We start from the raw sequence: 13,180 nt of genomic DNA, 5'->3' as shown, positions 1-13,180 counted from the left end.
GGGTTAGTCGGTCAGCCAGTCAAACAGCTTTTTGATGCCATAGGCGCCGAGCACGGCTGGGGGACAAGCCGTGGCGGCCAGCAATCCGGTTGCCACCGTGGTGTGCGTGGCCAGGGTACCGACCAGAGCGCTGGTACCGATGGCGGCCAGTTCTTGGCTTGATGGCAGCAGCGGCTGCGAAGTGATGCTCTTGGGGTTGGCCACCAGGGAATAGCTGAGCACCTGTTTGGCCAGCGCGCGGGTGTTAATGAGCGCCTCTATCTGCTGACAGTAGGCAAATCCCTGGATGCACCAAGTAACGAAGTGCTCGCAGTTGTTGAATAGCAGGTTGTAGTGGGTCTCGCCCAGGCGGCGATAGGCCCGCGCTACGCACTCTTCAGCATCGTAAGTTCGCAGCGGATGGGTCTTCACCCAGACGGGATTGTCATGAGCGAAGTCTTCAAGCGAGCCGATAAGCACTTGGCCGGGGAGGTCGCCCTCGGGGCCGGCGTAATGGATCACCTGCTGCTGCCCAAGATAGAGACCATGGTGCTGGTAGCCGGTGCGGGGAGAGACTAGATGGTCGCCTCGGTTCATAGGGATAACCTCCTGGTTAAAAATGACAGAGGGCGCCGTTATGGCGCCCTCTACTGTTTGGTTGGTGTGCGATTAGACCGGTGTGCTAGTTGTGGCCGGGGGGCGTTTACCCAGCTTGTGGGTCAACTTCCCCTGGCGGATGGGGGTCGTGGTGGTTTGGGGTTCGGGGCCTTCGTCATCGGGATAGAACTCTTCAAGCAGTTGCGGGAGTTCCTCGTCGGTATCCTCGAACTGGCCGTTCTGCAGCAGTTGCCGGGCGATGACCTCCAACTGGCTGGTATCGACGCCTGCCTCTTGTTGACGCTCGGCCTCCTGGCGGGCGCTAGAGATTGCCGTGGTCAGGCTATCGTCATCTCGCAGGGTTAGATCCACAAAGTAGATGGGGGTGCGGTAGGACTGGGTGGTGCTCTTGGCCCGCAGGCGCAGCATCAGCGGCAGGTAGCGGGTGCAGCCGCCACTGATCGCCTCGAAGTAACTCAGGCGTGCTGCCAGGCTGCGTACCGAGTTATAGCCCGTGGTGCGGAAGATGAAGCTGCCCAGTTCATCGTTTTGCCCCTCCACCTGCACGTTGAGTCGACCGTAGAGCTTGCAGCCGGCCTGCTTGGCATAGGAGCAGCGCTCCGGGCCAGGGCAGGGTACGTCCTCCATGCCGTTGGCGGTGACCTGCCGGGCATGCTCGCCATTACCGATACAAACTGGCCGTCCGGTTTGACGGTCAAAGGCGCTGTATTCGGCGCGAAAGTTCAGGCTGCTGTCGTTGAACAACAGGCGTACCGGGATTGCCCGGATCTTGCCGTTGGCCGCCGCTTCGACCAACTGCTGGTGTAGCGGATGCAGTAGCCAGCCCTGGCGGTTTTGTACCTGAGTCGTCAGGCTGAAGCTGTCATCCTTCTCCGGTACCCACTTATCCCCTTTTTGCACCAGGTGACCGATGCTGATCCGCCCGATGACGGGCGGTGTGATGGCAAGTCCCTTGATCATGCTGACCCCCTGTCTGGATAGACCATGAAGCGCCGCGTGCCGGCGATGGATTTAACGTAGCGTTGCAGGATCTCCGGATGCTCGGCTGATAGCCGGTCGAGATCCGGAGCCTGTCGATCCTTGGTGCGTTTCCAGGCAATTCGACCACCCGCGAACAGGCCGCAACTGGCCGGCCCCAGGGCGTTTTGCAGCCGCTGGCGCAGGTTGGCCTCCTGGCTTTCGATTTCCTCCAGGGTGTGGCGCACATTGAGCAGTTCGCAGAACAGCCGGTTGAGATCCTGCGAATCGGTAAAGTCCACCGACTGACCGTCATCCTGGGGGTAGAGCCATTGCAGGGCCGAGGCCGCATCGGCTGAGCCATCCGGCTCGGGCTGGATGTCCTGCTCGACACAGCGCCAGAAGTCGGCCTCCCGGGCCAGCAGGTCGGCGATCTTGCTGTCGTCCCGCTCAATCCGGTAGATGCGAAAATCCTGCCCGCCGATAAGCACGGCCACATCGGCCCAGGCATGGCCGGTGACGGCCAACTGATGCAACACCTGGCACTGGTAGGCCACCGGTACCGACTCCTCCCATTGGGGGGCACTGTGATAACTGGCGGTCTTGATCTCCAGGATACCGGGCCCTTCGGGTAGGCCAACGACTTCCCTATCCAGATTGGCCAAGAGGTGGGGGTGTTCAGGGTGCTGCAAGACGGCATTCACCCGCCGTACCTTGCGCCCGGTGCGCTGGGCATACACGGTGGCCAGCACGGGTTCGAGGATGGTGCCCCAGGTTACGGCTTCTTTGCTTGATAGGTCTTCTGGCTGCTTGCGGCCGGTTTTCTCCAGCCAGAGGGAGAGGGGACTCTTGTAGGGCGACAGGCCAACGGCCACGGCGGCATCGGATGAACCGATGCCCTGCTGGCGGAGCTTGAGCCAGATATCCCGCGGCATGTCGAGGGTAGAGGCCAGGCGGATGGCCTGGCCGTAGCGTTGTTGTTTCATGGTGGTACTCCCAATGCAGCAGACCCGCCGGATGGGCGGGTCTGGGTTGGTGTGGTGTGAGTCGCTGGATGGGGGGTTAGTGCAGCAGCGTCAGGGCCTGGTTGAGGGCCTTGTGCTTGAGCTGGGCGCCTTGCCCAAACCAGGCGGCATCCAGGCGGTAGTCCTGATTGCGGGCGCGACGGTGATGGTCCACGTACTCGGTCATGGCGTTGACCAGCCCCCAGGCGGTGCCCTTGCTGGAGGAGAGGGTAGCACCCATGCCGCCGCCCTGGTAAAGGGCCATCACCTGCTGCATGGTCTTGGATGGGCTGATGTCCGGGTTCTCCGGCAGTGCCTCGTCCAGCACCAGGCTGAAATAGTCCTGCGCCTCTTGGCGCGAGACAGGCCGCTGACTGAGGTCCTTCAAGGAGCGCATAAACTGCTCCCAGCCGGACAGACCTAAGCCCAGTGCTTGCTTGACCGCCGCCGGGTCAAACTGGGTGGAGTGGGGCACCTTGATGGCGCCCTGGTTGTGGTCGGTGGCCATCTGCAGGGTGTTGTTGCAGACCACCCTGACGGAAGTGAACTGGGCCGTGGTACACAAAGAGCCATCGCAACTGGTGGCCAGCAACAGATAGGCCTTCACCTTGTCGCCACCCCGCAAGGCCGACTCTTGGCCTGTACGGGCCAGGGCCCACAGTTTGCGGCCACCCTTGAGCACGCCGGCCGTCTCCAGCTCAAAGCCTCCGGCACTCACCAAGTCCTGATAGAAGTGCAACACCTCGGCGGGCTGCACCACCTTGTAACGGTTGGACACCACCGACAGGGGCGCCAGAGTATCAGAGCGGTACAGCACCTTGGCATCGCTGTGCGGGCGGATATGCAGACCGTCCGGCGCCACGTTAAACAGCACATCGCTTTGCGCGATATGCCAGTCCATGCCCGCTTCCACCAACCAGGTTTCGATAGGTTGATGAGGGGAGAGGGGATTACCCAAACCATGCCAGGGCGTCTCGCCCACATACGCCATGGATTCGACCAAATGAGCCATATAGCCTCCTGTAAGCAAAACGAAGGGGGTAACAAGACGTACCCCCAGGTGAAGTCACCGGATGATATAGGCCTGAAAAATCTTTCAATCGAGGTCAGCCAGGCGGGTATGGCGGATGCGAGGACGGCCTGCACGGGAGCGGCGAGTGGGGGATTCCATCCGACCAAAGCAACGTTGGTTCTTCTTGATCAATGCGGTTACGTAGTCGTCGAGCTTGCACAGATAGGTGACTTTATCCTTCATGACTTGGCGCTTGTACTCATCGTAATAATCCACCATGCCCAGGTAGCAGCTGTCTCTATATCGTGCCTTATCCGCATTGCAGTTGAAGTGGGTGCCGTCGGTATGACAGGTGTCTTCCCACAGTTCACCGAGTTGCTTACCGAGCAGGACATCAGACCGATGGACTGCACCATTGAACATGAACACCATGTGGAAGTGATAACGCCGCTCCCAGCCGTATTCCATTCCCCAAGCGTAGCCCACTAATCCATCGAATTTACGGCTCACCCTTTTCAAGTACTTAATCCTGTCTTGGATTACCTCAGGGGTGGTTAAGAAATCGTAACGATCTTTGGCATACCCCAAATCGACACGCACCACTAACAATCGGGAATGGGCATCAAATAGGTTGTCGCAATACTCCTCCATGCTGCGTGAATTCCTCGCTTCCATTCTTTTTCTGTCACTCTTTATTTTTGCATTCATTCTACGTTTACGTTGAAACATGGTTATGACCTGATTTATATCTCGACAGATCCGTTCGGCTGCTGCTCTGTCAGCGTGGTATCGGTGCTCCAGTCTTGGGTTGTCAATGTCTTGTACCAGTTGAATAAAGGTACTCACATCCGGATCGGCGTTATCGATAGTCCGGTATACATCAAGATAGTTTTGTGCAGCTCTAATTGCTTTACGCAATTCCTCACCGTGACGAAAGTTGCCAGTCCATACTTCATATCTGTCATCTCCTACATACCTGACGTTAACCCTGAAGTCATGGAAATGATTGAGAGTCATGGTGAGAGATTGGACGTCAAGTAGTTCTTGAACATTAAACATGATGATTACCTCTGAATGTGATTGCGTGTTTAGCGAATGACTAGCCCTGCATGCAAGCATGCATTAGCGGTGAACTAGCGTTAGATGGGTGGTGGTGATGGCTAATATTAAAAGAACCCAAATGCTCTTAGCTCTATAAACGCATGACTCATGACTAAACATGGTTGTTTTAGCGTGCTAAAGGTTTGCGGGGAGGGGTCTATTGTCTATTTAAGCTTGATTGCTGTTAATTGGACTAATGGGATAGTTATAGCGATTAGTCTGGTTCTGACTCAGAGTTTGTTAGCGTTGACCCGTTGCATGATCCACTCATCAATGTCGCTCTCCAGCCAAGCCACAGCATTAGTGCCAATCTTCACTGGTTTGGGGAAGTGACAATCAAACCGTGGTGATTGCGGGTTGATCCAGTCATACAGCGTTGAGCGGCCAATGCCGATGCGGTTGAGCACTTCTCTGACACGGATAAAGCGACTAGGGGTGGTTTCTGTAACTGTATTCATGGTGCGCTCCTTGGTGAGATGGCCATGCTGACATCCTCTTTTGTTGTGATTGGATGGCATGGTGCGGTTTCGTTCACATGAAGGGGAACGCAGTAAAAAAAAACAGGTTTTCCATCTTGGTTGGGAGTCGATATAGTTAATCGCAGCACAATAGCCCCATCATCTTTAGGTTATAGAAGCTCTGGCAAGCACATTGCTGAGGTTAACCTTCCTCATCGCAGGGCGCGGCACTCGCTCTTCAATGGTTAGTGAGCGAGCGAGAGGTCAGCGAGGCAAAAGGGGAGGGTGATGAGATGGGGGGATGGATGACTGCCAAATCAGTCATGAAATCGGTGCTGATCGGATAATAAATCAATAAAAACATATGCATAAAATGTCATTAAAATGTATGGAAAAGTAGCATTAAAACAACAAAAAATCCTTTACAACTAACGGTGGGTCTACTAAATATCTACATAGTAATTTTCATTCAATTGTGTTTTCATCATATTTTGTGTCTTAAGAGTCTGCATTGTTCGATGTGTGTTTGTAGGGGGTGATATGGTTAGGTCTAATAACAAAGTGGTATTTTGGGGAATTCCTAATGAGAGTCGGCAGGTTGTTTTTTTATATAACAAATTTATGTCTCATAGGCGGCTTGGAGAGAAATATCGCATTAGAAAGGATGGATTTGTTGGTCATGAAAAGATGGCTTCAACACTTGATGATATAACTGCAGAGGTTGCAAGAAATCCTCGCTCCTATGATTGCGATGTGCTGGAGGAAATGCTTAAAGAATTGGGTATCCGGTATGATGTGAAGCTGTTTAGTGACCCAAGGCGGGTAAAGGAGTACATGAGTAAGGTATTCATTAATCAGACTATACCAAACGAGCTTTTTGATTGGATTGATGTGGGTAATGCTGAGTTGTGTAATTTCGCATGGACTTACTTGATGTCATCAGATATAGCTGATGGTTGTTTTGTCAATCTGCAGTCAATTTTTTTAGGGGGAAGTGAAGGGATAGGTTTGCGTAAAAAAATATCTAGATCGATTAAATCTCATATTGATCTTGTTAGTCAACACACAATCAATACGAAAAATAACCAAGGAAAACGAGATTTCATTGTTTCTTATTTTGACTTGTTGAGTGAATTCGAGCTAAGCAACAAGGCGGGCTATGAACCTATAAGTCTGTTTGATATTAATCTTGAGTTTGAGAGTTCTAGAAGAGAGGATGATTTAGATGGCCACTCTGAAATCGTCAACTCTAAAATAACGTTGCTTCATGATTTGCAGAGGAAATGGGAGGCGGTCAGGAACGACATTAAAATGAACGATTGGCTGGTTAAAAATGAAGGGATGGCCAAGTGGGCTTACGAATATATTGAGAAAATATTCTTGTTAGGTGAAAGGCCGGATTGGCTTGATATAAGTGCAAATGATGAGGGCGAAAGAGAGGGTAAATATGCAGTGGCAGTAAAAATGATATATTGGTTGCTAGGGTTGGAGCAAAAAATCATTTTACTAGAAAGCATTAGAAAAAGTGGAACTCAGCAAAAGTATAGAATTAAAAACGCAGGTAAAAAAAGCTCTACATTCATGCTTGATGAAAAATATAAGGAAATGTTGAAGCATATTTCATCTAGGCAAGGTAAAAGCCAGACTGAAATAGTTGAGGCATTGATAGAGAAAGCCTACGAGGGGCTGCATTGATTATGTGGTTTTCAGGTGTCGTAATCATCTGTTTACTGGCTAAACGCTAGGTCCATTATTTTGATTTGATGCAATAACGCTACGCATAATCTGGACTATTTAACAACCGGCAGTTCATTCCAATTGGTAGTATATCGCGGGCTTAGGCGTTCGCGCTTCATCAGCCATTCATGCTGGTCCAGCCCCTGGCTGGCAAACCGGACTTTGCCTAGGCCGCTGTTGTTGATCTTGTCCAGCACCTCCATCAGCCGATCATTCGACCCGGTATCGAAGAGATCACCTTGTTGGTTCTCGATGGGGGTGAACTGGCCGAGCATGACGCCACCCTTTTGGTACCGGTAGCCATCGCGCCAGATCATATCCAGCAGGTGGGCGATCTGGTGGAGTAGAACGCGGGTGTCGTTGGTGGGTACTGCCAGCTTGGTGGTGGCCTGGTCGCCGTAGTAGGGCTCGTTGCCGTTGAAGGGGCTGGTTCGGATAAAGACGCTGACCGCACGACAGCAGCGCCGTTCTGCCCTCAGCTTTTCGCCGGCCCGGGCCATGTAGTCGGCCAAGGCCTGGTACATGGTGGTTCTGTCGGTGACGCGCTCGCCGAAGCTGCGGCTGCAGACGATCTGTTGTTTGGCATCGGGCTCAATGGCGAGGTCGGCACAGGGGTGGCCCCGCAGTTCTTGAATGGTTCTCTCCACCACCACGCCATAGCGGGCCCGCATGGTCTTGGTGTCACTGCTCACCAGGTCGGCCACGGTTTGGATGCCTTGTTGATTGAACCGCGCGCCCAGCCGGCGGCCTACGCCCCACACTTCATCCACCGGCGTGATGGCCATCAGCTTGGCCCGGCGGGTCTCGTCCCTCAGGTCTACCACGCCGCCGGTCTGGGGCCACTTCTTGGCGGCATAGTTGGCGAGCTTAGCCAGGGTGCGGGTGGGGCCGATTCCGACACCCACGGTGAGTCCTATCCACTGTAGGACTTTGGCGCGAATGGCCAGACCGTACTCGACCAGGTTGCCGGCCCAGGTCTCGCCCAGTTCCAGGAAGGCTTCATCGATGCTGTAGGTCTCAACCCTGGGGGACATGCTCTCCAGCACTGTCATCACCCGGTGGGACATGTCGCCATAGAGGCCGTAGTTGGAGCTGAACCAGATGCCCCCCTTTGCCTCGTATTCACCGCGGATCTTGAAGTAGGGGACGCCCATCTTGATGCCCATGGCCTTGGCCTCGGCACTGCGGGCCACCACGCAGCCATCGTTGTTGGAGAGCACGACAATGGGCCGGCCCTTGAGGTCGGGCCGGAATAGCCGTTCACAGCTGGCGTAGAAGTTGTTGACGTCCACCAGAGCAATTGGGGTCGGCATGGCTTATCGCTTGAACTGCTTGTGCAGGACGTAGACGACCACGCCGAAGACCTCCAGCTCTTGCTCTGGGTCGAGCAGGATCGGGCGGTATTCCGGGTTGGCTGGGAGCAGGGCGGGGTAGGGGCGCAGCTGTAGCTCTTTGACCGTGAACTCGCCACCCAGGCTGGCGATGATGGTGTCGCCGTGTTGGGCTGTGATGGAGCGGTCAACGATGAGCAGATCTCCGTCGTGGATCCCGGCGTTGATCATGCTGTTGCCCTGGGCCCGGACATAGTAGGTGGCTGCCGGCCTGGCAACGCACAGCTCGTTCAGATCGAGGGTTTGCTCGATATAGTCCTGTGCCGGGCTAGGGAAGCCGCAAGCCGCCGGAGAGAGGAACAAGGGGAGCTCCAGGCGTGGAGCGTCGAGGTCTGGGATAAGGAACATGGTGACGGCTCGTTTACATGTAAATATATACAGTATAACGGCGTCAGTAGAGGAATGTGCAGTTAATCGGATGGGGCTTGATATACATGGTTAAGTGCCGGTCGATATTCCGGTCACGACCAGCCGGGTAGCCATTAATCTTGTGGGTTCAATTGTGGGTTCAAAACTAAAAAGGCGCCTGCGTTATCTGCAAAGCGCCTTTATTTTCAATGACTTAACTAAGTTTGATTAGTTCATGCCGTACTTCTTGAGCTTCTTGCGCAGGGTGCCGCGGTTGATGCCCATCATGATGGCGGCTCGGGTTTGGTTACCACGGGTGTACTGCATGATGATGTCCAGCATGGGGGCTTCCACTTCACTCAGTACCATCTCGTACAGCTCGGTGACTTCCTGACCGTTGAGCTGGGCCAGGTAGTTGCGCAGCGCCTGCTGAACGGATTCGCGCAGCGGACGTTGGGTGGGTTCGTTGGTGTGAGCATGAGTGGTGGTGGTAACCAGTGCGTCGGAACTCAGGGTTTGTTCGAACATATTCTGTCTGCTCTTTTTATGCTGTTATGTCAAAAAATTGCTTCAATGCGTCCAGTTGGCCTGCGGCCGTCTCCAGCACATTGAAACCTCTGCGAAAATCCTGATCCGTCCCCATCTTGTCCAGGTACCAGGCTACGTGCTTGCGGGCAAAGCGGACCCCCTGATATTCACCATAGAACTGGTGTAGGGCCGCAACATGTCCCAGCACGAGGGCGCTCACCTCCTCCCGAGAGGGGGCGGGCGCCGTTTCGCCCCGTTCCAGATAGTGGCGGATCTGGCGGAATAACCACGGCTGTCCCTGAGCGGCCCGGCCGACCATCACAGCGTCGGCGCCCGTGTAATCCAGTACGGCGCGCGCCTTGTGCGGTGAATCTATGTCGCCGTTGGCCACCACAGGGATGGAGACAGCCGATTTGATGGCCTTGATGGTGTCGTACTCGGCCTCGCCACGAAACAGGCAGGCTCGGGTACGGCCATGTACCGTCAAGGCCTGGATGCCGACCGCTTCGGCCAGCTGGGCGATGGCCACCCCATTGCGGTTGTCGGGATCCCAGCCGGTACGGATCTTCAGGGTCACGGGCACAGGCACCGCCTGCACCACGGCCTCCAGGATCCGCGCCACCAGCTCGGGATCGCGAAGCAGCGCGGAGCCCGCGAGCTTCTTGTTCACCTTCTTGGCAGGACAACCCATGTTGATGTCGATGATCTGGGCCCCCGCTGCCACATTGTGGCGGGCGGCCTCGGCCATCAGCGCGGGCTCGCAGCCGAGGATTTGCACCGAACGAATGCCGGCCTCGCTCTGCTCGTAGCGCCGCTTGCGCGATTTTTCCGTGTCCCAGGTATCCGGATTGGCCAACATCATCTCCGATACCGCCAGTCCGGCGCCCATCTGCAAGCAAAGCTGGCGGAAGGGGCGATCCGTGACGCCGGCCATGGGGGCGAGGATCAGGGGGGCATCCAGTTTGTAGGGACCAATCTGCATCGATAAAACAACCATCGGCTCAGGGCGGCGTATATTACGCATTTTTTGACAGGCTGAAAAGGTCAGAAATTGAGCATGGCGGGATTTTTTCTCGGCCGGATTTGCCCGCTGCGCTTGCAAATCAATTTACCGTGCTAATTCAACCGGATAACCCTGTTTTCTCCATCATTAAAACGGGTCTGTTTGGGGCTTTTGTCCGACGGTCGGGGCCGACCGGCCGGCGATGGGCGGTTTTTCCGGACCCGGCCATTTCCTTTGGCGGGGGGCGGCGTATGCTGAGCCAGCACGTCATGAGGAGGGGCCATGTACCGGATTTTGTTTGTGGAAGATGATGCCGAGATGGGGCAGCTCATCGGCGATTGGCTGGCCAGGCACGACATGACGGTGCTGCTGGAAAGCCGGGGGGATCAGGCCCTGGCCCGGGTGGCGGCAGAGGCTCCGGATCTGGTGCTGCTGGACATCATGTTGCCGGGCATGGATGGGTTGTCGGTCTGCCGGGCGTTGCGGCCGCAGTTTGCCGGCCCCATCGTCATGCTCACCTCCCTGGACAGCGACATGAACCAGGTGCTGGGGCTGGAGCTGGGGGCAGATGATTTCATCCTGAAGACCACGCCCCCGGCGGTGCTGCTGGCCCGATTGCGGGTGCAGCTGCGCCAGCGAGGCCTGTTGCGGGCGGCCATACCAGGCGCGGTGCCCGCCAGCCGCCTGTGCCTGGGCCAGCTGGTGGTGGACTTGCCCAGCCGCGGCGTGCGGCTGGCCGGTCAGCCGGTGAGTCTCTCCACCGCCGAGTTTGATCTCTTGTGGCAGCTGGCCAGCCACGCCGGTGAGATCCTGGGGCGGGAGCAGCTGTTCCGCGCCCTGCGGGGGCGGGACTACGACGGCCTGGATCGCAGCATGGACGTGGCCATCTCGCGACTGCGGCGCAAGCTGGGGGACAGTGCCGAGACGCCGACCCGGATCAAGACGGTGCGCCAGAAGGGCTACCTGCTGGTGGCCGAGGCCTGGGACTAGCGCATGCGGCGGCTGTTTATCCAGTTCTATCTCATCCTGATGGCCAGCTTCGTGGTGGCGGTGCTGCTCATCGGCAGCCTGTATGAAGGCACCGCCGAGCGGGTGGGCAACCGTTACCTGGAATACCTGGTGCAGGACTCGCTGGATCGCCTCTGCCAGGAGCTGGCCCAGCTGCCCGCCGAGCAGTGGCCGGCGCACATGGCCAGCTATGGCCAGCACCTGGGCATGGCGCTGCATACCGCAGCCCTGGCGGCGCAGCCGCTGGACGCGGAGGACATGGCGTTTTTAGCTGCCGGCAACATAGTGCTGATGGAGGCGGACGATACCTTCGTCCAGCGCATCGGCCAGAGCGACCAGGTGCTGGTGGTCGGTCCCGTGCCCTACCTGTCGTTCCTCCATGAGCTGCGTTGGGTGGACGTGGGGCTGCTGCTGGCGCTGGGGCTCTCCCTGGGGCTGCCCATCCTGTTGTGGTTGCGGCCCCACTGGCGCGGCCTGCAGCAGCTGGTGTCCGCCGCCCAGCGGCTGGGGGCTGGGGATCTGCAGGCGCGGGTCAGCCTGCCGGCGGGTTCGAGCCTGGCCGAGCTGGGGGAGACCTTCGATCGCATGGCCCAGCGGCTGCAGGCGGCCATCGCCGGGCGCAAGCTGCTCACCGACGCCATGGCCCACGAGCTGCGCACCCCCCTGGGGCGGCTGCGTTACCGCCTGGCCATGCTGGTCTCACCCTTAAGCGAGAGTGAGGAGCGGGCCATCGGCCGGGATCTGGCCACCCTGGAGCATCTCATTGACGACATGCTGGCCTACGGCCGCCTGACCCAGCCCGGCTTTCGCCTGACGCCGGCGGACTGGGAGCTGGTGGCCTGGGCCCGCGGTCACCTGCCCGAGTGGCAGGCACTGGGGCCCCAGTGCCGGCTCAGCCTGGTGGTCGAGGCGGACCCGCTGCCCTGGCGTGGGGATCTGGGGCTGCTGGAGCGGGCCATGGATAACCTGGTGGCCAATGCCCTGCGCCATGCCCGGCAGCAGGTGCAGATCCGCCTGCAACGCCAGGGCCAGCAGCTCTGGCTGTCGGTGACGGATGATGGCCCCGGGGTGCCCGATGAGGCGGTGGAGCGGATCTTCGAGCCCTTCTTGCGGCTGGATGAGAGCCGCAACCGCCGCACCGGTGGCGCCGGGCTGGGGCTGGCGATCGTCCGCAGCATAGCCCAGGCCCATGGGGGGCAGGCCTGCGTCTTGCCCTCGCCACAGGGGGCCCACTTTTGTCTGCAATTGCCCGTACATTTGGATACAAATGGTCACGCAACCTTGACGGACGGGGCGGTGGCCCCGGGATAAAGTGCCGTCCGTGGAGCAGCGGCTCCACCCTGTCATCCAAGGAGATTTTCATGAACAGATCCCTGTTGTCCTGCCTGCTGACCCTGGCCTTCACCCTGCCTTCTCTGGCCTGTGTGGCAGCGGAACAGACCACCTCGGCTACCGACACCAGCACCACCAGCCTGATCGTGCCGAAGAAGGCGCAGACCAGCACCAGCCAGAGCGTCAAGGCCGCCCAGACCCAGAGCGCCAAGACGGTGAAGAGCAGCAAGACCACGGCCACCAAGGCGGTGCATAGCCAGGCGGCTACCAGCAGCCAACAGGTCAAGCGCGTCAAGGCCACTGCCAGCGAGCACACCACGCCCAAGGTGAAGAAGGTCAAGGCCAGCAGCACCGCCAAGGCGACTCAGGCCAAGGCCACTCACGCAACGACCGCTCAGCTGAAGACCAGCCAGGCCAAGGCCACTCACGCAACCACCGCTCAGCTGAAGAGCACCCAGACCAAGGCCACTCACGCAACCACCGCTCAACTGAAGACCAGCAAGACCAAGGCCACTCAGGCGACCACCACCCAGCTGAAGGCCACCCAGGCCAAAACCACCGCGGCCAGCAAGGCGGTTGTCGACACGAGCAAGGGGGTCTCCAGCAGCCAAGTGGTGTTGAAGAGCGCCAGCCAAAGCAGCAACTAGTCGAAGCCGGTGGTTGGTGATGTCACTGTCACCCTTTTACCGCCGCCCTATCCAGGG

Annotated in this window: 14 protein-coding genes; 4 read left to right on the top strand and 10 right to left on the bottom strand. The window is 57.6% G+C overall.

Going from position 1 to position 13,180, the window contains the following annotated elements:
* Positions 1-3: 3 nt before the first annotated feature.
* The 6 genes from ABHF91_RS13665 to ABHF91_RS13640 form a co-directional block, all read right to left on the bottom strand.
* A complete protein-coding gene (locus tag ABHF91_RS13665) occupies positions 4-576 on the bottom strand; it encodes a lecithin retinol acyltransferase family protein (RefSeq protein WP_409420812.1) in 573 nt (190 codons plus the stop codon).
* A 72-nt stretch (positions 577-648) separates the two neighbouring features.
* Complete coding sequence (locus ABHF91_RS13660) at positions 649-1,557, bottom strand: hypothetical protein (protein WP_409420811.1); 909 nt, start codon at positions 1,555-1,557, stop codon at positions 649-651.
* Entirely contained in the window at positions 1,554-2,540 is a 987-nt protein-coding gene (locus tag ABHF91_RS13655) for a YqaJ viral recombinase family protein (RefSeq protein WP_409420810.1), read from the bottom strand. Before ABHF91_RS13655 ends, ABHF91_RS13660 begins: the two co-directional genes overlap by 4 nt.
* A gap of 76 nt (positions 2,541-2,616) precedes the next feature.
* Entirely contained in the window at positions 2,617-3,570 is a 954-nt protein-coding gene (locus tag ABHF91_RS13650; RefSeq protein ID WP_409420809.1) for a DUF932 domain-containing protein, read from the bottom strand.
* An 84-nt stretch (positions 3,571-3,654) separates the two neighbouring features.
* Positions 3,655-4,629: an inovirus-type Gp2 protein gene (locus tag ABHF91_RS13645; protein WP_409420808.1), complete on the bottom strand. Its 975-nt coding sequence runs from the start codon at positions 4,627-4,629 to the stop codon at positions 3,655-3,657.
* Positions 4,630-4,901: 272 nt separating this feature from the next.
* Complete coding sequence (locus ABHF91_RS13640) at positions 4,902-5,129, bottom strand: helix-turn-helix transcriptional regulator (RefSeq protein WP_409420807.1); 228 nt, start codon at positions 5,127-5,129, stop codon at positions 4,902-4,904.
* 540 nt (positions 5,130-5,669) lie between these two features.
* On the opposite strand from ABHF91_RS13640, the gene ABHF91_RS13635 reads away from it, so the two are divergent.
* Positions 5,670-6,824, top strand: a complete 1,155-nt coding sequence (locus ABHF91_RS13635) for a hypothetical protein (RefSeq protein ID WP_409420806.1) — start codon at positions 5,670-5,672, stop codon at positions 6,822-6,824.
* Between the two features lie 95 nt (positions 6,825-6,919).
* Here the strand turns inward: ABHF91_RS13635 and umuC are convergent, their stop codons facing one another.
* The 4 genes from umuC to dusB form a co-directional block, all read right to left on the bottom strand.
* Positions 6,920-8,179 (bottom strand): translesion error-prone DNA polymerase V subunit UmuC, encoded by a 1,260-nt coding sequence (gene umuC / locus ABHF91_RS13630; RefSeq protein ID WP_409420805.1) that lies wholly within the window; start codon positions 8,177-8,179, stop codon positions 6,920-6,922.
* A 3-nt stretch (positions 8,180-8,182) separates the two neighbouring features.
* Positions 8,183-8,605 (bottom strand): translesion error-prone DNA polymerase V autoproteolytic subunit, encoded by a 423-nt coding sequence (umuD, locus tag ABHF91_RS13625; protein WP_264817952.1) that lies wholly within the window; start codon positions 8,603-8,605, stop codon positions 8,183-8,185.
* A 228-nt stretch (positions 8,606-8,833) separates the two neighbouring features.
* A complete protein-coding gene (gene fis / locus ABHF91_RS13620) occupies positions 8,834-9,133 on the bottom strand; it encodes a DNA-binding transcriptional regulator Fis (RefSeq protein WP_345013292.1) in 300 nt (99 codons plus the stop codon).
* Positions 9,134-9,149: 16 nt separating this feature from the next.
* Positions 9,150-10,115 carry a tRNA dihydrouridine synthase DusB gene (dusB, locus tag ABHF91_RS13615; RefSeq protein WP_409420804.1) on the bottom strand — a complete coding sequence of 322 codons (966 nt, stop codon included), beginning with the start codon at positions 10,113-10,115 and terminating at the stop codon, positions 9,150-9,152.
* Positions 10,116-10,418: 303 nt separating this feature from the next.
* Between dusB and rstA the strand changes: the two genes are divergently transcribed.
* The 3 genes from rstA to ABHF91_RS13600 are packed head-to-tail and all read left to right on the top strand — an operon-like array spanning position 10,419 to position 13,123.
* Positions 10,419-11,126 carry a two-component system response regulator RstA gene (gene rstA / locus ABHF91_RS13610; protein ID WP_409420803.1) on the top strand — a complete coding sequence of 236 codons (708 nt, stop codon included), beginning with the start codon at positions 10,419-10,421 and terminating at the stop codon, positions 11,124-11,126.
* A 3-nt stretch (positions 11,127-11,129) separates the two neighbouring features.
* On the top strand, positions 11,130-12,455 hold the full coding sequence (rstB, locus tag ABHF91_RS13605) for a two-component system sensor histidine kinase RstB (RefSeq protein ID WP_409420802.1): 1,326 nt from the start codon (positions 11,130-11,132) through the stop codon (positions 12,453-12,455).
* A gap of 50 nt (positions 12,456-12,505) precedes the next feature.
* Positions 12,506-13,123, top strand: coding sequence for a hypothetical protein (locus tag ABHF91_RS13600; RefSeq protein WP_409420801.1), 618 nt, complete (start codon positions 12,506-12,508; stop codon positions 13,121-13,123).
* The last annotated feature ends 57 nt before the right edge of the window (positions 13,124-13,180 follow it).

Source organism: Pseudaeromonas aegiceratis, assembly GCF_046254905.1.
Classification (GTDB): Bacteria; Pseudomonadota; Gammaproteobacteria; order Enterobacterales; family Aeromonadaceae; genus Pseudaeromonas; species Pseudaeromonas aegiceratis.
The sequence above is the reverse complement of the archived record's forward strand: the minus strand, read 5'-3'. Positions and strand labels throughout refer to the sequence as shown.

What these genes read in the sequence shown, in the direction of transcription:
- ABHF91_RS13640 (WP_409420807.1), bottom strand. Translation starts at nt 5,129, where the DNA reads ATGAATACAGTTACAGAAACCACCCCTAGTCGCTTTATCCGTGTCAGA.
- rstA (WP_409420803.1), top strand. Translation starts at nt 10,419, where the DNA reads ATGTACCGGATTTTGTTTGTGGAAGATGATGCCGAGATGGGGCAGCTC.
- umuC (WP_409420805.1), bottom strand. Translation starts at nt 8,179, where the DNA reads ATGCCGACCCCAATTGCTCTGGTGGACGTCAACAACTTCTACGCCAGC.
- ABHF91_RS13645 (WP_409420808.1), bottom strand. Translation starts at nt 4,629, where the DNA reads ATGTTTAATGTTCAAGAACTACTTGACGTCCAATCTCTCACCATGACT.
- ABHF91_RS13665 (WP_409420812.1), bottom strand. Translation starts at nt 576, where the DNA reads ATGAACCGAGGCGACCATCTAGTCTCTCCCCGCACCGGCTACCAGCAC.
- ABHF91_RS13635 (WP_409420806.1), top strand. Translation starts at nt 5,670, where the DNA reads ATGGTTAGGTCTAATAACAAAGTGGTATTTTGGGGAATTCCTAATGAG.
- ABHF91_RS13660 (WP_409420811.1), bottom strand. Translation starts at nt 1,557, where the DNA reads ATGATCAAGGGACTTGCCATCACACCGCCCGTCATCGGGCGGATCAGC.
- fis (WP_345013292.1), bottom strand. Translation starts at nt 9,133, where the DNA reads ATGTTCGAACAAACCCTGAGTTCCGACGCACTGGTTACCACCACCACT.
- umuD (WP_264817952.1), bottom strand. Translation starts at nt 8,605, where the DNA reads ATGTTCCTTATCCCAGACCTCGACGCTCCACGCCTGGAGCTCCCCTTG.
- rstB (WP_409420802.1), top strand. Translation starts at nt 11,130, where the DNA reads ATGCGGCGGCTGTTTATCCAGTTCTATCTCATCCTGATGGCCAGCTTC.
- dusB (WP_409420804.1), bottom strand. Translation starts at nt 10,115, where the DNA reads ATGCAGATTGGTCCCTACAAACTGGATGCCCCCCTGATCCTCGCCCCC.
- ABHF91_RS13650 (WP_409420809.1), bottom strand. Translation starts at nt 3,570, where the DNA reads ATGGCTCATTTGGTCGAATCCATGGCGTATGTGGGCGAGACGCCCTGG.
- ABHF91_RS13655 (WP_409420810.1), bottom strand. Translation starts at nt 2,540, where the DNA reads ATGAAACAACAACGCTACGGCCAGGCCATCCGCCTGGCCTCTACCCTC.
- ABHF91_RS13600 (WP_409420801.1), top strand. Translation starts at nt 12,506, where the DNA reads ATGAACAGATCCCTGTTGTCCTGCCTGCTGACCCTGGCCTTCACCCTG.